Annotated in this window: 23 protein-coding genes, 1 tRNA gene and 1 pseudogene; 8 read left to right on the forward strand and 17 right to left on the reverse strand. The window is 61.1% G+C overall.

The window, feature by feature from the left end; all coding sequences use genetic code 11:
- Nucleotides 1-42: 42 nt before the first annotated feature.
- On the forward strand, nt 43-792 hold the full coding sequence (locus ACJ8QI_RS19645) for an NAD-dependent epimerase/dehydratase family protein (protein WP_141973057.1): 750 nt from the start codon (nt 43-45) through the stop codon (nt 790-792).
- A gap of 51 nt (nt 793-843) precedes the next feature.
- Here ACJ8QI_RS19645 and ACJ8QI_RS19650 read toward each other — a convergent pair whose 3' ends face one another.
- From ACJ8QI_RS19650 to ACJ8QI_RS19690, 9 genes are all read right to left on the reverse strand, one after another.
- Nucleotides 844-1,080, reverse strand: coding sequence for a DUF4282 domain-containing protein (locus tag ACJ8QI_RS19650; protein ID WP_019452598.1), 237 nt, complete (start codon nt 1,078-1,080; stop codon nt 844-846).
- Nucleotides 1,081-1,264: 184 nt separating this feature from the next.
- Nucleotides 1,265-2,431, reverse strand: coding sequence for an MFS transporter (locus ACJ8QI_RS19655; RefSeq protein ID WP_442532960.1), 1,167 nt, complete (start codon nt 2,429-2,431; stop codon nt 1,265-1,267).
- A 174-nt stretch (nt 2,432-2,605) separates the two neighbouring features.
- Complete coding sequence (locus ACJ8QI_RS19660; protein ID WP_149571864.1) at nt 2,606-3,349, reverse strand: nucleotidyltransferase domain-containing protein; 744 nt, start codon at nt 3,347-3,349, stop codon at nt 2,606-2,608.
- A gap of 1 nt (nt 3,350) precedes the next feature.
- A complete protein-coding gene (locus tag ACJ8QI_RS19665; protein WP_442532961.1) occupies nt 3,351-3,863 on the reverse strand; it encodes an Mpo1 family 2-hydroxy fatty acid dioxygenase in 513 nt (170 codons plus the stop codon).
- A gap of 71 nt (nt 3,864-3,934) precedes the next feature.
- Entirely contained in the window at nt 3,935-4,378 is a 444-nt protein-coding gene (locus tag ACJ8QI_RS19670) for a universal stress protein (RefSeq protein ID WP_442532962.1), read from the reverse strand.
- Between the two features lie 21 nt (nt 4,379-4,399).
- Complete coding sequence (locus ACJ8QI_RS19675; RefSeq protein ID WP_060423466.1) at nt 4,400-5,173, reverse strand: siderophore-interacting protein; 774 nt, start codon at nt 5,171-5,173, stop codon at nt 4,400-4,402.
- Nucleotides 5,154-6,599, reverse strand: a complete 1,446-nt coding sequence (locus tag ACJ8QI_RS19680) for an efflux transporter outer membrane subunit (protein ID WP_442532963.1) — start codon at nt 6,597-6,599, stop codon at nt 5,154-5,156. Before ACJ8QI_RS19680 ends, ACJ8QI_RS19675 begins: the two co-directional genes overlap by 20 nt.
- On the reverse strand, nt 6,596-7,639 hold the full coding sequence (locus tag ACJ8QI_RS19685) for an HlyD family secretion protein (protein ID WP_060424277.1): 1,044 nt from the start codon (nt 7,637-7,639) through the stop codon (nt 6,596-6,598). Before ACJ8QI_RS19685 ends, ACJ8QI_RS19680 begins: the two co-directional genes overlap by 4 nt.
- Nucleotides 7,640-7,680: 41 nt before the next feature.
- Nucleotides 7,681-9,216: an MFS transporter gene (locus ACJ8QI_RS19690; RefSeq protein WP_089186643.1), complete on the reverse strand. Its 1,536-nt coding sequence runs from the start codon at nt 9,214-9,216 to the stop codon at nt 7,681-7,683.
- A 140-nt stretch (nt 9,217-9,356) separates the two neighbouring features.
- Here ACJ8QI_RS19690 and ACJ8QI_RS19695 point away from each other — a divergent pair, with 140 nt between their 5' ends.
- Both ACJ8QI_RS19695 and ACJ8QI_RS19700 read left to right on the forward strand, forming a co-directional pair.
- On the forward strand, nt 9,357-10,259 hold the full coding sequence (locus tag ACJ8QI_RS19695; protein ID WP_070915673.1) for a LysR family transcriptional regulator: 903 nt from the start codon (nt 9,357-9,359) through the stop codon (nt 10,257-10,259).
- A gap of 245 nt (nt 10,260-10,504) precedes the next feature.
- On the forward strand, nt 10,505-11,242 hold the full coding sequence (locus ACJ8QI_RS19700) for a DUF6216 family protein (protein WP_176326443.1): 738 nt from the start codon (nt 10,505-10,507) through the stop codon (nt 11,240-11,242).
- Nucleotides 11,243-11,277: 35 nt separating this feature from the next.
- Here ACJ8QI_RS19700 and ACJ8QI_RS19705 read toward each other — a convergent pair.
- The 4 genes and pseudogenes from ACJ8QI_RS19705 to ACJ8QI_RS19720 form a co-directional block, all read right to left on the reverse strand.
- Nucleotides 11,278-11,521 (reverse strand): annotated as a pseudogene (locus ACJ8QI_RS19705) (hydroxyacid dehydrogenase); the annotation flags it as partial.
- Between the two features lie 169 nt (nt 11,522-11,690).
- Nucleotides 11,691-11,785: transfer RNA gene (locus ACJ8QI_RS19710), tRNA-Sec, on the reverse strand.
- A 98-nt stretch (nt 11,786-11,883) separates the two neighbouring features.
- Nucleotides 11,884-13,227 carry an esterase-like activity of phytase family protein gene (locus ACJ8QI_RS19715; RefSeq protein WP_197757519.1) on the reverse strand — a complete coding sequence of 448 codons (1,344 nt, stop codon included), beginning with the start codon at nt 13,225-13,227 and terminating at the stop codon, nt 11,884-11,886.
- Nucleotides 13,228-13,302: 75 nt separating this feature from the next.
- A complete protein-coding gene (locus ACJ8QI_RS19720) occupies nt 13,303-14,502 on the reverse strand; it encodes a cyanate transporter (RefSeq protein WP_072270056.1) in 1,200 nt (399 codons plus the stop codon).
- Nucleotides 14,503-14,628: 126 nt separating this feature from the next.
- On the opposite strand from ACJ8QI_RS19720, the gene ACJ8QI_RS19725 reads away from it, so the two are divergent.
- A complete protein-coding gene (locus ACJ8QI_RS19725) occupies nt 14,629-15,483 on the forward strand; it encodes a LysR family transcriptional regulator (RefSeq protein ID WP_070914487.1) in 855 nt (284 codons plus the stop codon).
- 6 nt (nt 15,484-15,489) lie between these two features.
- Here ACJ8QI_RS19725 and ACJ8QI_RS19730 read toward each other — a convergent pair whose 3' ends face one another.
- Both ACJ8QI_RS19730 and ACJ8QI_RS19735 read right to left on the reverse strand, forming a co-directional pair.
- The gene (locus ACJ8QI_RS19730; protein WP_039568213.1) at nt 15,490-15,930 is read right to left on the reverse strand and encodes a hypothetical protein; all 441 of its coding nucleotides are present in this window, start codon (nt 15,928-15,930) and stop codon (nt 15,490-15,492) included.
- Nucleotides 15,881-16,501, reverse strand: coding sequence for a nucleotidyltransferase domain-containing protein (locus ACJ8QI_RS19735; RefSeq protein WP_336844160.1), 621 nt, complete (start codon nt 16,499-16,501; stop codon nt 15,881-15,883). Before ACJ8QI_RS19735 ends, ACJ8QI_RS19730 begins: the two co-directional genes overlap by 50 nt.
- A gap of 205 nt (nt 16,502-16,706) precedes the next feature.
- On the opposite strand from ACJ8QI_RS19735, the gene ACJ8QI_RS19740 reads away from it, so the two are divergent.
- The 3 genes from ACJ8QI_RS19740 to ACJ8QI_RS19750 all read left to right on the forward strand — a co-directional run bounded on the left by ACJ8QI_RS19740 (nt 16,707) and on the right by ACJ8QI_RS19750 (nt 19,673).
- Nucleotides 16,707-18,095 (forward strand): amidohydrolase family protein, encoded by a 1,389-nt coding sequence (locus tag ACJ8QI_RS19740; RefSeq protein WP_442532965.1) that lies wholly within the window; start codon nt 16,707-16,709, stop codon nt 18,093-18,095.
- Nucleotides 18,096-18,195: 100 nt separating this feature from the next.
- Nucleotides 18,196-18,747, forward strand: coding sequence for an isochorismatase family protein (locus ACJ8QI_RS19745; protein ID WP_060441240.1), 552 nt, complete (start codon nt 18,196-18,198; stop codon nt 18,745-18,747).
- Nucleotides 18,748-18,749: 2 nt separating this feature from the next.
- Nucleotides 18,750-19,673: a GlxA family transcriptional regulator gene (locus ACJ8QI_RS19750; protein WP_089186637.1), complete on the forward strand. Its 924-nt coding sequence runs from the start codon at nt 18,750-18,752 to the stop codon at nt 19,671-19,673.
- Here ACJ8QI_RS19750 and ACJ8QI_RS19755 read toward each other — a convergent pair.
- Nucleotides 19,668-20,660 (reverse strand): acyltransferase, encoded by a 993-nt coding sequence (locus ACJ8QI_RS19755; protein ID WP_070914484.1) that lies wholly within the window; start codon nt 20,658-20,660, stop codon nt 19,668-19,670. The two genes, ACJ8QI_RS19750 and ACJ8QI_RS19755, sit on opposite strands and share 6 nt — an antisense overlap.
- Before the next feature lie 217 nt (nt 20,661-20,877).
- On the opposite strand from ACJ8QI_RS19755, the gene ACJ8QI_RS19760 reads away from it, so the two are divergent.
- A complete protein-coding gene (locus ACJ8QI_RS19760; RefSeq protein WP_038875940.1) occupies nt 20,878-22,125 on the forward strand; it encodes an MFS transporter in 1,248 nt (415 codons plus the stop codon).
- Between the two features lie 53 nt (nt 22,126-22,178).
- On the opposite strand, the gene ACJ8QI_RS19765 is transcribed toward ACJ8QI_RS19760, so the two are convergent.
- Nucleotides 22,179-22,805, reverse strand: coding sequence for a LysE family translocator (locus ACJ8QI_RS19765; RefSeq protein ID WP_442532966.1), 627 nt, complete (start codon nt 22,803-22,805; stop codon nt 22,179-22,181).
- Nucleotides 22,806-22,850 lie beyond the last annotated feature (45 nt).

A 22,850-nucleotide genomic window follows, 5' to 3' on the forward strand; every position in this document is an offset into this window, starting at 1 on the left:
TTACTGGTCAACGCTTAATCGAGAGTAGGGATGGCAGTCACCATGGTGTTGCGTACTGATGTAGGACGGATTTTGATCACCGGCGCCGGCGGCCGGGTAGCCACGGCGTTTCGTCAGGCGATGGGCGACCGCTACGCGCTGCGCCTGGCGGAACGCGACATCAGCCTGCTGCGCGATCTGCAGCCCGGCGACGAAGTCATCAGCTTCAACATCGCCGATCTCGACGCCTGCCGCGCGGCTTGCGCCAATATCGACACCGTGCTGCACCTGGCGGCCGACCCCTCCCCCGACGCCGACTTCTGCAGCTCGTTGATGGACAACAACATTCTCGGCACCTTCAATATCTTCCGCGCGGCGAAAGACGCCGGCTGCCGCCGGGTGGTGTTCGCCAGCAGCGCGCAGGCGGTGGAAGGCTATCCGCTCGATTACCAAATCCGCCCGGACGACGCGCCGAAACCGAAAAACCTGTACGGCGCCAGCAAAGCCTTCGGCGAAGGCATCGCCGCCTATTTCGCCCATCAGGAAGGGCTTTCCGCCCTGTCGGTGCGCATCGCCAACTTCACCACCCTGAGCCGGGGCGAACAGCTTAGCGCCCGCGACATGAGCGCTTTTCTCAGCCATCGCGACGCCGCCGATCTGTTGGAGCGTTGCATTCGTGTCGAAGGGGTGCAATATGCGGTGGTGCACGGGGTTTCCAACAACCGCTACAAACGTTTATCGCTGGAAGAGACCCGTCGCCTGCTGGGTTACACCCCGCAGGACGATGCGTTCAGCCTGCTCGGCTTTGAATAGCCTGGGCGGAAAGAGAAACAACGCCGGGAGGAACCCGGCGTTGGGGCAGCATTACGGTTTTTCGGCGATCTTGCGCAGGTATTCGTTATTTTTAAACGCGATGATGATCATCTCGAACGCCACACGCACGAACACGCCGCCGACGATGATGCCGAACAGGCCGCGGAAGAACTCGCCGTAGAACATCATGCCGATGCCGCTGATCAACACACCCAACAGCGCCAGCCAGTAAACGGCGGTGATGATTTTTGGCGTGAGCATCGCGTCGAAGAAGAAGATATTTCTCATGTGGATCTTTCCTTAGGCAGGTCTTTCATTATCCCAGAGGGGCCGTGCAAGCGGCCACCATGCATATACATGGGTAATGATAGCGGCTAAGCCCCTATTACAGTACATAAATAGAGACGATCCTTCGCCCGAATACTTACGCTAAAAATCTGCACGGCGGAGAGTTCCGCCGTGCAGGTACAACTTAGTTGCTGGCGTAGGCCACTTTTTCGGCCTGACGGTGGGTGAACAGCACCAGCAGCAACGCCAATCCGGCAATAATTGCGCCCATCACCGGCACGAAGCTGTATCCCAGCCCGGCGGAGACCACCGCACCACCGGCGGCGGCGCCCAGCGCATTGCCCAGGTTAAAGGCACCGATGTTGACCGAGGACGACAGGCCCGGTGCTTCGCTGGCGACGCGCATCACGCGCATCTGCAGTGGCGGCACCACGGCAAAGGTCGCCGCCCCCCAAATCACCATGCTGACTGCCGCGCCGATTTCACTGCGCGCCAGGAACGGGATCACCAGCATAATAACCACCAACAGCAGCAAGAAGCCCTTCAGCGTCGCGCTCTCGGAACGGTCGGCGAATTTGCCGCCCAGGTAGTTGCCGATGGAGAAACCGACGCCGATCAACACCAGCATGGACGTCACGAACAGCGGCGTCGCATCGGTGATTTGCTGCAATACCGGCGAGATATAGGTATAGAGCGTGAACATCGCGCCCGCGCCCAGCACGGTCGTCAGCAAGGCGGACAGCACCTGCGGGCGTACCAATACCGACAGTTCGCGTTTCACATCCGGGCGCGCGCCGGCGCTGCCTTTCGGCAACGAGAACCACAGCCCCAACATGGCGATCACCCCCAACCCTGCGGTGGCCAGGAACGACATGCGCCAGCCGATGGTTTCACCCAGCCAGGTCGCAGCAGGCACCCCGCCGATATTGGCGATGGTCAACCCCATAAACATGGTCGCCACGGCGCTGGCCTGTTTCTCCTTCGGCACCACGCTGGCGGCCACCACGGAACCGAGACCAAAGAAAGCGCCGTGGTTCAGGCTGGTGATGATGCGCGACAGCATCAGGGTGGTGTAGTCAGGCGCAATGGCCGACAGCACGTTACCCAGGGTAAAGATCGCCATCAGGAAGATCAGCGCGCTTCTGCGCGCCCGGTGCGAGAGCAGCAGCGTCATCAGCGGTGCGCCGACCATCACGCCAACGGCGTAGGCGCTGATCAACATGCCGGCCATCGGAATGGAGACGTCCACCCCTTTGGCGATGGTCGGCAGCAAGCCCATGGGAGAGAATTCGGTGGTGCCGATGCCGAACGCCCCCACCGCCAGCGCTAACAAGGGATAATTCACTTTCATGCAACAACTCCGGTTTACCGCTGCCGAAGCGCGGGAACAGTTAAGATGCCGAAAGTATGACATTGATCACAACAAAGATAAGCAGGCGGGAGGCTAAAAGACTTTTGCAAATTTGTTAAAAGTGCGGCGGGAGGGGGCATCCGTCATCCGGTGTGATCACGCATGGCAGCCGCCCTACCGCTGCCCTTCCATCCACGCAAGAAAATCCATCATCCGGTCGGCAAAGGCAGCGTCGTTCGCCTCGCCAACCGCATGAGCCAGCAAGTACGTCATGTCAGCCTGCTGTGCCGGATAGCGCGCCAGCAGCTGTTCGGCATAGTCGGTTAACGTTGTCGGCCAGAATGCGCTGCCCTCGGCGCGCAGCATGTTGGTGGCGCGGATCAGCTTTCTGGCCGCTTCGCGCTTTAAGCGCTTCTCATCCGGCACCGGGCTTGCCTGCAGCAGTAGCTGCTCCCGATAACGCACCAACACGGGCCGTAAATCGGCATTGACCGCCAGCGCGATGCGCCGATCGGGCCGAAACAGCGGAAAAGCGGCGGACACGTCTTCGCCCCACAGGCAGCGGCAGTGATGCTTCAGCCAAAATCCCCAGGAATGGCAATGCTCGGGGTTCAACGCCTCCTCGACGCTGCCGATGTCAAAGTCGACCTTGCTCACGATCCGCTGCTCCAGCTGAAAAGCCTGCCGCCACGCCTCAAGGCGCTGCAACGCCTCGCTATCGGCCGGCTTGATGAGCAACAGCGTGATGTCCAGATCGGACACGCCGGGAATGGCTTCGCCGCGCGCGACGCTGCCGTAGAGGTAAATGCTGTGGATGAGCGTCGGGAATTGGCGCGGTAGCCCTGTCGTCAGCGCCTCCAGCAGCGGGATAAAAGCCTGCTGCAGCGGAAAGGCCGTCACCGTAGGAATCAAGCCCACCTCATGCCCTCCCGCTACGCACTTTGCCCGAGCGCATTTCGATGTTCCGCTGCAGTTCACGCAGCCCGCCGGCCAGGAAGCAGGCTTCCGCCAGCACGAACAGCGGGCCGATGATAAGGCCCGTCACATCGTCCATAAACGCCGGTTTTCTCCCCTCCCAGAAATGCCCGACAAACTGAAACAGCCAGCCGATAACGAAGCCGCCGATGCCGACGCTCAGCCACGCCGCCGTCGACAGCGACGCCACCCAGGCGCCGAACCCGAGGCACAGCAGCAGCAACGCCAGCATCATGGCGCCAAGGCGCAGGCTCAGCCGCAGGTAATAGAGGGCCGCGACAATAACCACCGCGCAGGCCGGCGAAAACGGCAGCCCTCCCGTGCCCCAAGCCGGCCGGGAAAGCAGCGCCAGCAGGCTGACGACGATCAGCGGGATGCCGATAAAATGCGTGGCAATATTGCGCGCATCGCGGTGATAGGCGGCATAAGCGGCAAGTTGATCTTCCAGACTTCGCATGTTGACCTCCGGTATGTACGGCCTTCGTCGCCGAACGCGCGCCGCCGCATGCGGCTGCCCTTACCCATAGCTTAGCGCGGGATCACCAAGACCGGTTGGCCAATCTCATCCAGCAGGCCGCGCGTGACGGAGGCGTTCAGCCAGCGCCCCAACGAAGACAGGTGGCGGTGCGAGATGATCAGCAAATCGCAGTTGAACAAAGCCATCTGGTCCGGGATCACCTCGATGGGCGCCCCCGCAGCCACCAGGCCCTGGGCGTTGAAGCCCATCTGTTTCAACGCCCGCGTCACCTGCCCGACCTGCTTTTCCGCCAGCGCCTCTTCGCGCTGGGCGGCGGGATATTCTTCGCGCTCGTCGCTGTCGAAGCGCAGGCCGCTGCGGCTGAGCGTGAAGGCATTGTCGACCACCGTCAGTACGATCACGCCGCCGATGCTGCCTTGCAGACGCGCCATAAAATCCAGCGCGTTGCCGCTGTGTTCAAAGCAGTCCACCGCCAATAACACTCTCTCAATCATAACCATCCTCATTCTCCCGAGTTACATCGCGCCCTTGAAATTAGCTTCGCCCTTTTTCCAATAACCTTTGGCAAACAAGGCGGCGCGGGAGATGCCCATTTCGTTGATAAAACGCGCCTTCAGATACGCGGCGACCTGGTGTTCGCAGGCCAGCCACACCTGCCCTTCCCCGGCCGGCAGTTCGCAGTGGCTGACGGCCTGCACCAGCGGGCTGTTCATCACGCTGTCGAAATGCCGGGTGCGTATTTGCCAGCTGTTCATCTGCAAAAAGGAGCAATCGACATCCTGAATCTCCTGCGCATCGCCCACTTCGGCGAACCACAGCACCGGCAGCGGGGTAGACAGCGAGGCGAGGATAGTGCGCATGGCGGGCAGCGCGGTCTCATCGCCCAGCAACAGTAGCCAGCGAGTTTGCGGCAACAGCCGGAAGCCGCCGGAGCAAGGGCCGGCGAACCCCAGCTTGTCGCCCGGCATCGCGTCGCGCGCCCAGTTCGACGCTGGGCCTTCGCCGTGCAGCACCATATCGATATCGAAGGTGCGGGCGAGTTTGTCGATGCCGCTCAGGGTATAGGCCCGCCCGGCCAGCGTGTCGCGCCACGGGAAGAACACCTTGATCCAACTGGCCGGCTCCTGCGCGCGCGGGTCGGCGATAAACTTATCCACATCGTCGCCGCTCAACGTGATGCGGCGGATCCGGGCGGTGACTTGCCGCACGGCGCTCACCCTGGCCTCGCGTTTACGGCGGGTATCCCTTTCCAGCATCTCGTCGACAATCTTATTCAGCGTGTTGTGCATCAGCCTTCTCCTGTGGCGCCGCAGACGGGTAGGTGTGTTCCCAGCCGCCGCCCAGCGCTCGATAGATATTCACCACGGCGATCGCCGTCTCCTCCTGTGAAACAATTTGCGCGGACTGCAGATCCAGCAGCGCGCGCTGCGTGCTCAGAACGTGGATAAAATCGCTGGCGCCGTTCAGATAGCTGTCGCGCGCCAGCGCAAACGCGTGTCGGTTGGCGGCCAGCGCCTCGGCCAGATGCGTCTGGCGGCGCTGCTGGGCGCGGTAACCGGAAAGCGCGTCGTCGATCTCATGCCAAGCGCGCAGCACCGTTTGCTGATAGGCGATGGCCATTTCCTGCTGCCGGTATTCGCTCAGGCGCACCCGCTGGGTGATTTTTCCCCTGTCGAACAGCGGCAGATACAGGGCGGGGCCGATGGCGAAGGTATGCGTGGACCAGTTGCCCATATCCGCCAGCGCCAATGCCTGGTAGCCCGCGTTGCCGGTCAGCGTGATGCGCGGATAGTAGTCGGCGGTGGCGACGCCAATCTCGGCGGTCGCCTGATGCAAACGCTCCGCTGCTTCGCGAATATCCGGCCTGCGCAGCGCCAGATCCGACGGCACGCCCATCGGCACCGCGCGCGCCAGCACCGGCAGCGGCCCCGTCGGCGACAACCTAGCTTTCAGCGCGCCCGGCCGCTCGCCCAACAGCAGGCTGATGGCGTTGATCAAGCGTTCCTGTCGATCGAACAGCGTCGGCAGCAGGGCATCTACCTGCGCCAACTGCACCTGCGCCTGATCGATATCCAGTTCGTTGCCTGCGCCGCTTTGATAACGGCTTTGCGTCAGCTGCAGCGTGCGCAGCGCCGTGGCGCGGTTTTCCTGCGCCACCGCCAGCTGCTGCTGCGTGGCACGCAGACGCAGATAGTCGCTCGCCACCTCCGCCGTCACCGACGTCAGCAGCGCGCGCCGATTCTCCTGCGAAGCGGCGAAGCCGGCGCGCGCGCTTTCCGATGCGCGACGCAGCTTGCCCCACATGTCCAGCTCCCAGGTGGCGCTGAATCCGCCGCGCCAGAAGTTGTAATCCGCCTCTCCGCCGTTGCCGGACGGATCCATGCTGCCCACCGAGGTGGCACGCTGGCGGTGATAGGCGCCGTCCAGGCTCAGATCCGGCATCAGCGCCGCCTCGGTCACGCCCAGCAGTGCGCGGCTTTGCTGCATGCGCGCCGTGGCGAGCTGCAGATCCAGGTTGCCGGCCGCCGCGCGCTGCACCAGCTGCGTCAGCGACGCATCGTTGAATATCGACCACCAGGCCACCGGCAGCGCCCCGCCGCCGGCCTGCTCACCCCAGCTCTCGGGCAGCGCGTTCTGCGGCCGAGCGTAGTCCGGCCCTACCGCCCGGCAGCCGCTCAGCGCCATCAACAGCAGCGGGATCACGGCCCTGTTCATTGCACGCCTCCGTCCAGCGTATTGATGCTGACGTCCGCGGACATGCCGACGCGCAGGGCGCTCAGCAAGGCGGCATGCTCTTTATTGATATCAAAAACAATCTTCACCGGGATGCGCTGAACGATCTTGGTGAAGTTGCCGGTGGCGTTCTCCGGCGCCACGGCCGCGAAGCTGACGCCGGAAGCCGGCGCAATGCTGTCCACCTGCCCTTTCAGCGTTTGGCCGGGAAAGGTATCGATATGGATGTCTACCGACTGCCCGTGCGCAATTTTTTCCAGCTGGGTTTCCTGGTAGTTGGCGATGATATACAGCTTGTCCTGCGGCACGATGGCCAGCAGCGCATCGCCCGGTTTGACGAACTCCCCGACCCGCAGGCTTTTCTTGCCGACCACGCCGCCGATCGGCGCGGTGATGCGGGTATAAGACAGGTTCAGTTCAGCCATCGCTTTCTTCGCCTGCGCCAACATCAGCTCGGCATCGCTGTCCGCCAGCTTGGCTTGTAGCACCTGCTCCATGTTTCGCGCCGCTTTGAGCGTCGCCTCCGCCTGCGCCACATTGGCGGAAAGCGTGTGCACCCGCGTTGTCGCCTGCTGCGCCGCCTGCTGCGAACCCGCGCCGCTGCTGGCCATTCTCTGGTAGCGGTTCTGCTCCTGGCGTGCAAACGCCAGCTCCGCCTGCGCCGCCTGCCGCTCCGCCAGCGCGGCGGCGATCAGCGCGCTCTGGCGGGTGAGGTTAGCCCTGGCGTCGTCCTGCCGGGCGCGGGCCGATTGCTCCTGCGCCGTCGCCTGCGCTAGGGCAACGTTGAATTCACGCGGGTCGATCACCGCCAGCAACTCCCCCTGTTTGACCCACTGATTGTCCCTGACCAACACCTGCGCAATTTCACCGGCAATCTGCGGAGAAATACGCGAGATATCGGCGCGAATATAGGCGTCGTTGGTATTCTGCTGTGTCTCTTTAATAAGGAATTTATTGATTAATAATCCCAGCGTAATGACGGTAACCGCCAATACGGCGACGGCGACTTTCTTGTTAGCCATAAAAGTGACTCCACTTAATATTTATTTCTGATGATAAAATGTCAGGCGGCGACCGAACGCGGCGGATAAATACGGGTCGGCATAAATAAAATCAGCACGGTCAGTAATAACGCCAGGCCGGCAACCAACAGATAAAGATCGGCGCTGGCCAGCACGTGGCCCTGCCGAGCGGCAAGCTGCGCCAACTGCTCCGCCGACCCCGATGCGCGGCTGTAGGCCGAGCCAAAACCGTCGGCGATCGTGCCGGCGTGATAGTCCCCACGCTGTCGGCTGAGCAGCGCGATGGCGCCGCCGGCTGCGGTGGCAGCGAAACCCTTCACCGCGTTGAACCAGGCCGCCGCAAACGGCCCGTCGGTCGGCAACAGCCCACCGGTCGCCTGCATGAGCAACGGGATGATCGCCATCGGTTGAGCGACCGCCTGCAACAGCGCGATAACGCGAAACGTGTCGCCGTTCCATTCCGGCGTCAGCTGGGCAGCCAGCACGCAGGCGGTGGCCATCAACAGCAGGCTGATCGCCAGCACCCAGCGGCAATCCACCCGCGGCGTATTGCATATCATGGCGACAATCGGCAGCGTAATTAATTGCGGCAACGCCACCCACAGCATTAAGTCGGAAGTTTGTTCCTGACGATAGCCCTGAATCGCGGATAAATATCCCGACGTGATATTGACCAGCGACACCATAATTAACAGCACGCCACCCAGCGTAATTAAGGAGAAGGACAAATTCCTTTTGCTTAATAGCTGCAAATTGAAAAAAGGCAGCGGGTGATACCATTCGTTAATCAGAAATAACGCCAATAATCCGCCGCCACCCAATAATAAAACGTAGATCAGCGGCGAGTTCAGCCAGTCGAGGCGCTCCCCCTGTGAAATGCCCACCGTCAGCATGCCGAGCGCCACGCCGCCGAGCAGCAGGCCGCGCCAGTTGAACTGCCGCAGGCGCTCCAGCCGCAGCGGATCCTGCGGCAGACCGTAGCCGATACACACCGCAGCGATCGCCATCAGCGGCAGGTTCCAGTAGAAGTACCCGCTCCAACCCCAGTGAAAGGCGAAGGCGGCGGCGGTGGCGCCCAGCGTGGCGCTCCAGGCGGAGACCCAGCCGTAGGCACCCAGCCCCAGCACCTTGATCAGCGGCGGCATAAAACGCAGCACCACCGTCATCAGCATCGGCGGCAACGCGCCGCCGGCGAAGCCCTGCAGGCTGCGCACCGCCAGCAGCACGCCATACTGTTCTCCCAGCCAGGGCGTCAGCAGCCCACCGGCCAGGTAAATGCCGCACATCGTCAACGCCACCCGGCGCAGCGAAAAGGTCGGCCAAAAACAGGGCGTGAACCCGGAACCGATCACAAAGCCGGTGACGTAACAGGTGGTCAGCCAACTGCCGGCATCGAAGCTCAGCAGCATGCCGCCCTGTATATCCGCCAGCGCGAACTTGCTGGCGTTTTCCCCCACGCCGCTGGCCATCACCGCCAAAAACACGCCGAACAGCCCCAGCCAGGTGCGGCCGTTGATTTCGCCGGCGCTGGCGAGCCATCGATTTTTGTGGTGCGGCGTAACAGACACCTCAACCATTCCCCACTCCTGCTGTTTCAGCCTCAATCTTTGTTGTCGTGGGCAGTATCCGGGCTTATTTCGATTGTTTAAAATGAAATGATGTAATTAACTAGTTGCACAAAACGCAATCCATTGAGCGCACCACCACCGGAGAGGCCATGCCGCAAAAAATTGATTTCAACCTGATCTATGCGCTGAATCTGCTGCTGGAAGAAGGCAGCGTGAGCGGCGCCGCCGAGAAGATGAATCTGAGCGCCCCGGCGATGAGCCGCATTCTGGGGCGCATCCGCCGGCAGTTCGACGATCCGATCATGGTCAGGGCCGGCAAGCATCTGGTGCCGACGCCGCGCGCGCTGGAGTTGAAACGCCAGCTCAGCGATATCATCGAACAGGCCGCCGCGCTGATCGCGCCGAGTGAATCCTTCGAGCCCGGCAAGCTGACCCGAACCTTCACCATTCGCGCCAACGACATTTTTATCGGCGCGCTGGCGGGCGGCTTGCTGGAGACGCTGCGGGACATGGCGCCGTTAAGCGGCCTGAAGTTTATCGCCGAAAGCGACGGCGAAGATGACGCGCTGCGCAGCGGCAAGGTGGATCTGGTGATCGGTTCCTCACGCGACTGGCACCCGGAAATTAAGACGCAGAGCCTGTTCACCAGCACCTTTCAGGCGCTGGTGCGCCCTGGTCACCCGATCATCGGCCAGGTAACGCCCGAAACCCTGACCCATTACCCGCATATCAGCGTCTCTCGCCGCGGACGTACGCAGGGGCCGATCGACGACGCGCTGCGCGATCTTGGCCTGCAGCGCAACGTCGCCCTGACCCTACCGGGCTTCCATTCGGCGATGATGCTGACCATGAAATCAGACTTTATCCTGCCGCTGCCGCGCCACGTGCTGCAGGGAGTAAGCAACATCCACCTGCCGTTGGCGGAGATCGAGCTGCCGCTCGAGCTGGAATCGGTGTTTATCGTGCAGGCCTGGCATCCGCGCCTCGATCGCGACCCGGCACACCGCTGGCTGCGGCAGACCATCAAGCAGTTCTTTTTGCAAAGGGAGTGAGGGGTTAGGTGTTGGGGACTTATAGCAAATCGCATTTCAGATATATTATGCTGTTACTAAAATAGCCGCTTAGCTAAATTAGGAAGACATTTCGTATAGTAACCACTAATCATTTACCAACTCAATGAATTTCATATCAATAACACCATGTACTTATCATAGACTAAATAGCTGTTAACAACTTGAAAAAATCATAAGAATAATAAAAAATCAACAAAACGTAACAGTCACAATGAGGAAAAAATATGAGTAACGCACTATCTATCACTGAATTATTTACTGACGAAAGCTTCAAGTCAACTATTGAAATATTTGCAAGCATCCTTGGAATATTAGGGAGTATATTCGCGGCAGGAATGATAATACTTAAATATTTAAACAAACCATTAAACGGCGAATCTGAATACTTGAGTAAAGCAGGCATCCCCAATTGGACAATTAGATTATTCTCCATATCTATTCCTCTAAAAAAAACACCCCAGAACACGTTCATTGATAAAATACTGTCTGGCTTTATTATTTTTTCAGTGACCATTGGGCTTTTATTTGTTTTTCACATGCACATACAAACATTGCGCATTCAAAATGGGTGGACTCTTTTGACGTTAAAAACAACAAATGAAAGCTTCTTTATCACCAACCATTCCGCCAAGGAATCATCTTTGTTTTCCCGTCACCCTTGGTCTATTGACAAAAAACAATGCATTGGAAATAGCAATCAACTAAAAAGAATAAAAAATATCTCTCCAGAGTTGTCATCATTGATTTGCGAAATATTTAATGATGAAAAAAACCAGGTTGAACTAAATAAATACATAGATGAAGTAAAAAAAGACAAGATAATTATATACCCAATACTGACCATCATAGAAATCATTCTTTTCTGGTTAATAATCAGTATTTCTCTTACTCTTTCCCTTAAGAGAAAAGTAAGGAACTACATCATCAAACAACAAGAAAGAGCGTATTACTATATCACATAATCGCTTAGATTAAATATTGCGACTTTTCTGGCGCCCCCCTCCTCTTGAACCTGTAAGTAAGACTTACAGGTTGCGTTTTGTTCAAGTTCCGCTTCTTCGTAGATCGCTTTGATGTGTTGCGTAATCGCCTGGGGTCACCTGATAAAGATTCGCGATGGTCGCCTGGGGCAACCACAGCGTTTCTTGCTCAAGACGACATTCAACGCGCACTTCGCCATCATCGCTGGCAAACATAACAAACTCACCTGCCGGTGATTGGGTTAAGTGTTTGTCTGCCATGTCGCCTCCGCTTTAATCTGACTTACAACGCTGTAATTCGCTTAGTATGCCAGAGAAGCTCATCGAAGCTCATTACTCGAACAACGGTTATTTTCTCAAAAAATGTCTGCGAGGTGATTCGCTTGGATAGGATTTTTTTGAATTCAAGAAAGTGTGGGAAACAATAATTTGGCGGAAGATCACAGGAGTCGAACCTGCCCAGGACCGCTGGCGGCCCCAACCGGATTTGAAGTCCGGCCGCCCCACCGGGGACGAGGATCTTCCTTGGAGAAGAGAAGAAGCAAGGCGCTGATTATAGCGCAGTTTGTTCGCTGCGCTAAGCGGGAAATGGCGGCCGCCGGCGATTCGGCGGCCGGGGAGCGCTACTTCAGGAAATCCTTCACGTCCAGCAGGATGAACTCGTTGTCATCCGCCATATTGGGCTGGCGGCTGGAAGAGAACGGGAAGTTGTTGTCGTTACCGACGATGATGTGGTTGGCGTCCACCACGTCCACGTTCTCGATGGTGAAGAACGGGAAGGTCAGCACGCCGTCGTTCAGCGGCTTGCGCGCCAGCTTGTTCGGATCCTGAATGTTCATCAGGTCGATATAGGCCAGTTTCTCGACCGGTTTGCCGACGTTGGCGTCCGAGAAGGCGATTTTATATACCCGCTTAAACTTGGCCACCTGGCTGAAGCAGTTGTCGGTCGGCGCGCCGGCGGCGCAGGCTTTATCCGGCGTGCCTTCGCCGTTGTCGCGCTCGATCACCAGCCCGTGGGTGGCGTCGATCATGTTGAAGTCGCCGATGGCGTTCTGGTTGTCTTCCAGCACGTACTGCCAGCTGCGGCCGGTCCAGGCCTGCTGTTTCACGTCGAACTCCAGCACCCGCAGGTAGCGTTTGCCGCCGACGTTCTCGAACTGCTCGCCGTCCCACAGCGCCCCTTCCAGCAGCGGGTACAGCTTGCTGCCGTCCGGCGAGGCGGCCATACCTTCAAAGCCTTTGGAGCGCGCCACCTGGAAGTTCTGCTTGCCATCCGGCGCGCCCGGCAGGGTCAGCGTCGGGTTGTCCGGCGATTTCACGACTTTGCCGTCCACCAGGGTGTCGAACACCGCCAGCACTTTGCCGTTCAGGTCGGCCTTGATCAGGTAAGGCCCAAACTCTTCGCCGATCCATAAGGCATCGTCGGCAAACTGGAAGCTTTCCGGATCGAAATCGCTGCCGGTCAGATAACGCTTCTCGGTGCTCTCGTTGATGATATGGAACGGCACCTTTTTATCCGGATCGTGCAGGAACACCGTCTTCAGCGGCGCGACCGTGCCGTCTTTAAAATCGATCTTGTAGTGATTGAGGTACAGCATGGCGTCCGGCGAATTGGCCTTACTGCCGAAGCCGTTGTCGGTCAGCACCCAGTAGGTGCCGTCGGGCATGTGTTTGATGCCGGAGTGGCCCTGCAGCGGCTGACCGTCGATCGGCAGGCCGAGGCCGGTCAGGCGATCGGCGGATTTGCCCGCCACGCTGCCCAGCTCGGTGACGCGTTTGCCGCTGGTGTACTTGCCGCTCTGCTGCAGATCGCTCGGCGCGTCCTTCGGTGTGGAAACGGCGGATTTCACCGGCAGCAGCGCATGCCCAGCCAACGTCGCTTGCACCGGCTGCGCGTCGGCCCACAGGTTGGCGCTCAGCGCCATGCAGCCGACCAGCAGCGCCAGCCGGGTTTTGGTGTTGTGCATGTCATTGTCCCTTTTCGTTGTTATCGCCCAGAAGTAAAAGCAACGTCACTATAGGGAGCGGCAATGACAGAAATATTATTCGGCGAACGCCCGCCGGTAGCTGTGCGGATGGAAGCGCCAGGTGATGACGATCAGCACCACCACCAGCAGCGCATGGATCTGCCAGTCCAGCACGAAGCCGCCGCTGTAGTCGCGCAGCAGGCCGGAAAGGTAGGGCGTCACGCCCGCCAGCAGGAAGCCGACGCCCTGCATAAAGGCCACCAGTCGCCCGGCCGCCGCCGGCTGATGCAGGTGATCGAGCGCCAGCACCAGGCACAGCGGGAACGCGCCGCCCAGCCCCAGCCCGGAGAGCAGCACCCACAGCCACGGCAGCGTCTGCGGCAGGTAAATCAAGCCGATAAAGCCGATCAGTTGCATCATCAACGCCAGCAGCAGCAGCGGCCGCCGGTCATGATTGCGCGCCAGCGCCGGCAGCAGCAGCGCGCCCACGACCTGGCCGAAGGTCATCAACGCCAGCAGCGAACCGCTGGCCTGCGGCTGCCAACCGAGCTGCATGTAATACGGCGGCAGCCAGGCGATCAGGCTGGTATAGCCGCCGTTGATCAGGCCGAAATAGGCGCCGAGCAGCCAGGCGCGCCGGTTGCGCAGCAGGCTTGGCCCGCGGTTTTCACCCGCCGCGCTCAGGCGAGACAACCCGCGGCTGACCGGCCACCAGGCCAGCAGCGCCACCAGGGCCGGCAACGCCCACCAGGCCAGCGCGCTGTGCCAGTCGTGCCCCGCACTCATCAGCCACGGGGTGATCGCCGCACCCAGCCCGCCGCCGCCCATCAGCGCCGCCGACCACAGCCCGGCCACCAGCGCCATACTTTTGAGGAAATGATGCTTGATGATGCCGGGCATCACCGCCTGGATCACCCCGATGCCGAGCCCGCCCAGCACCGCACTCATCAGCAGCTGCACGCTGCCGGGGGCCAGTTCGCGCCAGAGCGCGCCCAGCCCGATCGCCAACAAACTTAACGCCACGGCGCTGCGTTCGCTGAATAGCCGGTTGATGGCGCCACCCGCCAACGCCATCAGGCCCATCATCAGCACCGGCAGCGTGGTCAGCAGCGCCGCGCCGCCAAAGCTCAGCCCGGTAGCCTGGCGCAGCGTCGGCAGCAACGGGCCGATCGAGGTCAACAACGGCCGCATGTTCAGGCCGATCAACACCAGCGCCAGCAGCAGAGGGTTGAACCAGCGGCGCGAAGAGGATGAATTAACAGAATGATTTAACACGGTATATTCCTGGTACTGCAAAATGAAGAGTGCGGCGTCACAGCGCGATCGCCACAGCGTTGCGTTACTGTAGGCAACGCCGCTAGTATTGGGAAATTAAATAATAAAATAGCCGACAGTGGGAAAATGAATCGCTACCCGATGTTCAATCCGCAGCTGCTGCTCAGCTTCGTCGCCGTGTGCGACAGCAACAGCTTCACCCGCGCCGCAGAGCGGGTGTTTTTGTCGCAGTCCACCGTCAGCCAGCAGGTGCGCCGGCTGGAAGAGATGCTGGGCAAGCCGCTGTTTGAGCGCTCCTCGCATCAGGTGCTGCTGACCGAAGAAGGCGTGAAGCTGTTGAGCTACGCGCGCCGCATCATCGCGCTGAATGAAGAAGCCCACGACGCGCTGACCGGCATCTGGCGCGACGGCGTGCTGCGGATCGGCATGCCGGAGGATTTCGCCGTACCCACCACCGAGCTGCTGGCCGACTTCAGCCGTGAGCACCCGCACCTGCGGCTGGACGTCGCCAGCGGCCTGAGCGCCGATCTGCACAGCGCCTACGCGCGTGAAGAGCTGGATCTGATCCTGGTGAAGCAGCGCCGCCGGCAACCGCCGCGCGCCGCGCGGCCGGAACCGCTGCTGTGGCTGGACAGCCTGGCCTTCCCGGCCATTGAGCAATCGCCGGTGCCGCTGGCGGTATTTCCGCTCAGCGGCCTGTACCGCGACGAGCTGTGCCAGGCGCTGGACACCCTCGGCAAACGCTGGCGCATCGGTTACAGCAGCGCCAGCCTGGCGGCGCTGACCGCCGCTTCCGCCGCCGGGCTGGGCGTCACCCTGCTGCCGGCCGGCTGCCGCCTGCCCACGCATCGGGTGCTGGGCGAAGCCGAAGGATTACCGCCGATAGACAGCTTCGAACTGGCGCTCTATTACCGCGATGGCGCCCCCGCCGCCACGCTGGCGCTGGCCCAGCGGCTGGCGGTGTTTTGCGGGTTGAAGTGAGGCCACTTATGCCACTATCTGCGGATATTCGCGCTGCAGCCAGTCGATAAGCCGCCCCCACAGCGCCTCTGTCTGCTCAAGGCAAGCCTGTACCGCCGCGTCCGTCACCAAATCGCCGGAGTAATCCGCCACGTTGCGCTGCTTTCGCAATGCGTCCAGGCAGATCATTGCCTCGCGCGGCAGCCCTACGGTGAGCGGCAACGATTGGATCATGATCTGGTGATGGCCGGGTTTGCTGGTCAGCGTGCGGTATCCCTTGGCTTGTAAAGCGGCATTAGCCATTTGCATGACCGCCTTATATGCCGTGTCGAAACGGCTCTCATTGCTGAGCTGAGTGATACCCGCATCGCGTCGGTTGCGAGCGGCGGCGGCCAGCAATTTTTTAATCGCCCCCGCGTCAGGCGTTATCACCTCCAGTCCCAGCCCAACCAGATTGTCCAGCGTCATCCTTGTCTCCCACAATCCAGAGTTGGGGTTTATCCATAATGTCCTGAATAAACGCGGAGTTCTCGGCCAAAGCCGCTCGCCACTCTTCCGGCGAGTACAGTTTGGGGTTAATTTCCCGACCCAGCGTTGCCTGCAGCGGATAAACCGCCTGAATCACATCCGCAAAAGACAGTTTACCGACGATCAGAACATCGATATCACTGGCCGCCGTCGCTTTGCCACTGGCGACGGAACCAAAGATGAAAGCCCGTTCGATGTCTTCCCCAAATCCTGTCAAGACCTGCCGTAAGCGTGCAGCCGGCCCGCAGGCCTTGCGGAAAATCGCCGCCAGCTCGGGAAAAATCAGGCAATCGGCGTTGGCCTGATAGCAAATTTGGTTGCCCTGCCGCTGCCTGAGCAAAATGCCGGCTTCAGCCAGCCTGCTCAACTCTTTGTGTAAAGTCCCGGCCTGAGTTGCGGTGCGCCGCGCAATTTCTCGCACATGAAACGCCTGCCCGGCCTCAATAAACAGCAGGCTTAGCACTTTTCTACGGTATTCGCTGAACAGCAATTCGAGCATCGGATCGTGCATCACGCTGACCTCAATGTAGCTTTAATGACTACAAATGTAGCCATTAAAGCTGCGAAAGAGCAAGCCAAGAGCCCCCTTCCGCCAGCAGACGCCGATCATTACCAAATCGAATAGTCACCAGTGGCAAATGTCGCTGCCAACCGGCCGGTTCCTCTCCTAAATTGGGGGATGTTTCACCCCTCACCTCTGGATTAAGGAACCGAACGTGGAAAACCCTCAACAACCGGGCCGCAGAGCCTTCCTCAGCCAAACCGGCAAACTCACCACCGCCTGCGCGGTGATCGGCCTGACGGGCGGCATGGCGCAGGCCGCGTCACCGGGCGGCGGGCAGTGCGCACCGGCACCGATGACCCTGACCGATCGCCACTACTACCTAAGTGAGGTGCGGCTGGAAGACGGCTTTGAATACGACGGCGAAACGGTGATCGGCACCCGCACCGCGCTGTACACACTGGAGATCAAAGACGGCAAGATCGCCGCCATTCACGCCGCCAACGCCTCCCTGCCCGCCGGCGTGCCCCGCTATCAGGCGCAGGGCCAGCTGCTGCTGCCAGCGTTCCGCGACATGCACATCCACCTGGACAAAACCTTCTACAGCGGCCCGTGGCAGGCGCCGCGCCCGCGCCAGGGCAAGACCATCATGGACATGATCGCGCTGGAGCAGACGCTGATACCGAAACTGCTGCCCACCTCGCAGCAGCGGGCGGAAAACCTGATCGCCCTGCTGCAGTCCAAAGGCAGCACCGTGGCGCGCAGCCACTGCAATATCGATCCGGTCAGCGGCCTGAAAAGCCTGGAGCACCTGCAGCGCGCGCTGGAAAACCACCGGGCGGATTTCAGCTGTGAAATCGTCGCCTTCCCGCAGCACGGCCTGCTGCACTCCAGGGTCGATGCGCTGATGCGCGAAGCGATGCAGATGGGCGTGCAGTACGTCGGCGGGCTCGATCCGACCAACGTCGACGGCGCGATGGAGAAATCGCTGGACGCCATGTTCCAGATCGCCCTCGATACCGGCAAAGGCGTGGATATCCACCTGCATGAGACCAGCCCGGCCGGGGTCGCCGCCATTAACTACATGATCGCCACCGTGGAGAAAAACCCGGCGCTGCGCGGCAAGGTCACCATCAGCCACGCGTTCGCCCTGACTACGCTGACGCCGGGCGAACTGGCGGAAACCGCCACCCGGCTGGCGGCGCAGCAGATCACCATCGCCTCCACGGTGCCGATCGGCGGCCTGATGATGCCGTTGCCGCAGCTCAGCGAGAAAGGGGTGTTCGTGATGACCGGCACCGACAGCGTGATCGACCACTGGTCGCCGTTCGGCACCGGCGACATTCTGGAGAAGGCTAACCTGTATGCCCAGCTGTACCGCGGCTCCGACGAGTATCACCTGTCGCGCGCCATGGCCATCTCCACCGGCGGCGTGCTGCCGCTGGACGATAAGGGCCAGCGCGCCTGGCCGAAAGCCGGCGACGCCGCCGAGTTCGTGCTGGTCAACGCCAGCTGTTCCGCCGAGGCGGTCGCCCGCCTGCCGGCGCGCAGCGCCACCTTCCATCAGGGGCGTCTGGTGGCCGGCCAGGTGAGCAAAACCTAAGGTCGGTCCGCTGTTGTCATCATGATGGCCGTTTTTGGCCTTCTGCCAGAGTAAGGTGCAGCGCAAGATGGTCGCTACACACACTGGCGGAGGGCCGAAAATGTCACAGAGCGCGTTATTGATCATCGATGTCCAACAATCATTCCAGCACCGTCCATTCTGGCAGGAGGACGATCTGCCGGCATTTCAGCAGGCGCTGACCCGCCTGATCGCGGGCTGCCAACAACGCGGCGCGGCGCTGGTCGACGTGCTGCACGTTTCGCCACAGGGGCCGTTCTCGCTGGCATCAGGCCACGTGCAGCGCCTGCCGTTCCTCACCCACCAGGCGGATATCACCGTGCATAAGCATGTGCACAATGCGCTGACCGAATCCGGCCTCGACGCCTGGCTGCGCGAGCGGGATATCAACCACCTGATCGTCTCCGGCATCCGTACCGAGCAGTGCTGCGAAACCACCACCCGGGTGGCGTCCGATCTCGGTTATCGGGTGACCTTCGTCACCGAGGCGACGCTGACCTTCCCGATGCGCCATCCCGACGGTGAAGTCTTTACCCCCGCGCAGCTGAAGCGGCATACTGAAACCGTACTAGTCGATCGTTTCGCCCGCATCGCCAGCGTGGATGAGGCGCTGGCGCAACTCGCACAGGAGTAACCATGTCGCAGGCCGTCTATTTTCTGCTGTTGCCCAATGTGCTGTCGCTGGACGTCAGCGGCCCGGCGGAAACCCTGCGCCTCGCGGGGCAGTTCAGCCTGCGTTATCTCAGCCCGGCGCCACAGATCGTCTGCTCCATCGGCATGACGCTGAGCGGCCTGCGGCCGTTGCCCGAACGCCTGGAAGACGGCGCCATCCTGGTGCTGCCGGGAGTCGGCGATTCGCAGCGCTATTTCGCCGGGGAAGAGGCCGAGCAGGCGCGTCGCTGGCTGGCGACGCTGCGGCCCGATCTGCAGCGGCAGCGCATCACCCTGGTGTGCATCTGCTCCGGCGCGCTGCTGGCGGCGCAGGCCGGGCTGCTCGACGGCTATCAGTGCACCACCCACCACGACGTTATCGAGCGTATCCGCCGGCAGGCGCCGGCGGCGCAGGTGAAAGAGAACCGTATCTTCGTCGAAGATCGCGGCGTCTACACCAGCGCGGGCATCACCACCGGCATCGATTTGGCGCTGCACCTGGTGCACCGCCACTGCGGCTCCGGCCGGGCGCGCGACGTCGCCCGCGATATGGTGGTCTATTTCCGCCGCGCGGGGGACGATCCGCAGCTGTCGCCCTGGCTGCGCTACCGCAACCACCTGCACCCGGCGGTGCACCGCGCGCAGGACGTGATGGCCGCCGAGCCGGAGGCCGACTGGTCGGTACCGCAGGTAGCGGAAAAAGCGCACGTCAGCAGCCGCCACCTGGCGCGGCTGTTTCGCAGCCACGTCGGCATCAGCGTGCGGGAATATCATGAGCAGCTGCGGCTGGCGGTGGCGCAACAGCGCCTGCAGCAAGGATATGGGTTGGAGAAGGCCGCGCTGGCGGCCGGCTTTTCTTCCGGGCGGCAGCTGCGCCGCGCCCAGCAGCGCCAGCGTTCGCCGCTATGACACCAGCCGGCGGGTATCCAGCCGCTGCAGGCCGACAGACAGCAGCAGGCTGAGCCCCAGCGCCACGCCGAACACCCAGAAGATATCCAGCAGCGGGTGGCCGGTGAAGTCCAGGTGCCGGCTGCGCATCACGTTGACGATAAGGGCGTGAAAACCGTAGATCGCCAGCGAATGGCGGGAGAACGCGCTCAGCCAGCCGATCGGCTGCGGCAGACAGTGTTTCACCCACACCAGCAGCGCCACCGCCGCCATAAACACCAGCGGGCCGCTGTAGATGTAGTAGGTATCGGCGAAGTTGCCGTTGATGAACAGCTGGTGCTTGGTGCCGCGCGCGATCAGCGCCACGCACAGCGCAAATCCCAGCGCCGCCAGCCAGCCCACGGCGCGCCCGCGCGCCTCCATCATGCCAATCGCCCGCCCGGCCAGCGCATACAGCAGGTAGTAGAAAGTATCGCCGTAGATATACAGGTTAACCGGCAGCAGGTGCACGTTGCCGAAGGTCAGCTTGTCGGTATTCGGGTTGGCGATCGCCGCCAACACCACCAGCGCGGCGGCCAGGTAACGGCGCGACACCGGCTTGACGCTGATCAGCGGCGACAGCAGGTAAATCACCGCAATGGCATAGAAAAACCACAGATGATAGAACACCGGCTTTTGCAGGATGGCGCGCAGCGACGGCCAGAAGCCGATCTTGGTAAAGGCCGCGATATAGATCAGCGCGATGGCACTGTAGAACAGAATGCAGCAGGCGATACGGGTGAAATGCCGCCGGCCGGCGCTCTTGTCGCCGAAAAACAGGTAGCCGGAAATCATGAAAAACAGCGGCACCGACACGCGCGACAGCGAGTTCAGCACGTTGGCGATATCCCAGTTGTGCAGCCCTATCGCCGCGCCGTTGGTGACGTAATAGGTGGTGGCGTGGATCATCACCACCATCATGCACGCCATCGCCCGCAGGTTGTCTATCCAGCCGATTTTCTCGCTCAAACGCTCGCCCGATCTTGTGTCATATTGATATGTTAAGAAGAGGTTATCGGGCACGGCGTTCGGCGACAACCCAAAAGCGAAATATCAGAATGCACTTAAACAACACCTTATTATTGCGAAGGTGAACAATTGGCGGCAAAATAGCCGCCACAACTCGCTCAGTTTGCGCTTCCCGCCCTGGCAGTTCCTTTTTCTCTTTTACTATCAGTACAATAATATGAAAACGACATTACCACCTGCGGCACGTTTGGGCCGACAGGCGCTTTTATTCCCTCTTTGTCTGGTGCTGTTCGAGTTCGCCACCTATATCGGCAACGATATGATTCAGCCGGGCATGCTGGCCGTCGTGGCGGATTTCAACGCCGGCGAAGAGTGGGTACCCACCTCGATGACCGCCTATCTGGCCGGCGGCATCTTCCTGCAGTGGCTGCTCGGGCCGCTGTCGGATCGCCGCGGCCGTCGCCCGGTGATGCTGGCCGGGGTGGCGTTCTTTATCGTCGCCTGCCTGGCGATCCTGCTGGTCACCACCATCGAACAGTTCATCGCCATGCGTTTCCTGCAAGGCATCGGCCTGTGCTTTATCGGTGCCGTCGGCTACGCCACCATTCAGGAGTCGTTTGAAGAATCGGTGTGCATCAAAATCACCGCGCTGATGGCCAACGTGGCGCTGATCGCCCCGCTGCTCGGGCCGCTGGCCGGCGCGGCGCTGATCCACGTCGCGCCGTGGCAGAGCATGTTCGTGCTGTTCGCCGCGCTGGCGGCCATCGCCTTCTACGGCCTGTGGAAAGCGATGCCGGAAACCGCCACGCTGCAGGGCGAGGCGTTTTCCGCCGCCAACCTGTGGCGCGACTACCGCCAGGTGTTAGGCAACCGCCGCTTCCTGTGCGGCGCGCTGGCGATCGGTTTCGCCAGCCTGCCGCTGCTGGCCTGGATCGCCCAGTCGCCGGTGATCCTGATCAGCGGTGAGTCGCTGTCGACGCTGGACTACGGCCTGCTGCAAATCCCGGTGTTCGGCGCGCTGATCCTCGGCAACCTGACGCTGGCGCGCCTGACCGGCAAAAACAGCGTAGAGCGTTTGATTAAGCTGGGCGCAGGCCCAATGCTGTTGGGGCTGCTGATCGCCGCGCTGGCGACCCAGTTCTCCAGCCACGCCTACCTGTGGATGACCGCCGGCCTGAGCCTGTACGCCTTCGGCATTGGCCTCGCCAACGCCGGGCTGTACCGCCTGACGCTGTTCTCCAGCAACGTCAGCAAGGGCACGGTGTCAGCCACCATGGGCATGCTGAGCATGATGGTGTTCACCGTCGGCATCGAGCTGGCCAAGGTCGCCTACGTCTGGGGCGGCAGCGGGCTGTTCAACCTGTTCAACCTCATCAGCGGCCTGTGCTGGCTGACGCTGGTGGCGCTGTTCCTCGGCAAACGCCGCAACGGCGACCCCACGCCGCAGCCGACCGGCGCGGCTTAAATGCCACGATAAAACGCCGGTCCGGTTTCCCGACCGGCGTTTTTTATGCGGCTTCAGCCGAGCAGCCCCCACAACGCATACCCCGCTCCCACTACCGCCACCCCCAACAGCAGCGACGCCGACAGGACAGAGATCGCCCGCCGCGCGTGCTGCAGCGCCATTCCCGACAGCAGGGTGATATAGGTCAGCAAGATGGCGAAGTCCGCCAGCACCCACAGCGCGGTCAGCAGCGTCAGGCTGGTGCCGATCGAGGGGGTGACGGCGATGAACTGCGGGAAAAAGGCGACGAAGAAGACAATGTCTTTGGGGTTGGCGATGCCCACCAGAAAACCGTTCAGGATCGCCGAGCGTTTTTGCGGCGGCGCAACGGGCTGCGCATCGGGGGGGCGCGCGGATAAATCCTCATACAGCGAGACGATCGCCATGCGGCCGATAAACAGGCAACCCAGCAGGCCTACCCACTGCAGCATGCGCATATCCACGACGAACAGCCCGGTGATAATCAGCGCGGCGATGCCGATCAGCAACAAGGAGGCCCCGTTGCTGCCCAGCGCGGTCAACAGCGCACGCCGGGCGCCAAAGCGCGCGGCGGTGTTGGCCACCATCGCCACCACCGGCCCCGGCGTGGCGATCAGCAACAAAATGGCGGCGAAATACGCCGCCAGTAACGACAGGTTCATCTTTATTTCACTCACATTCAGTCAGTTGGCATCGCGCCATTATCA

Source organism: Serratia sp. CY84636 (assembly GCF_052166245.1).
In the GTDB taxonomy this organism is placed as follows: Bacteria; Pseudomonadota; Gammaproteobacteria; order Enterobacterales; family Enterobacteriaceae; genus Serratia; species Serratia nevei.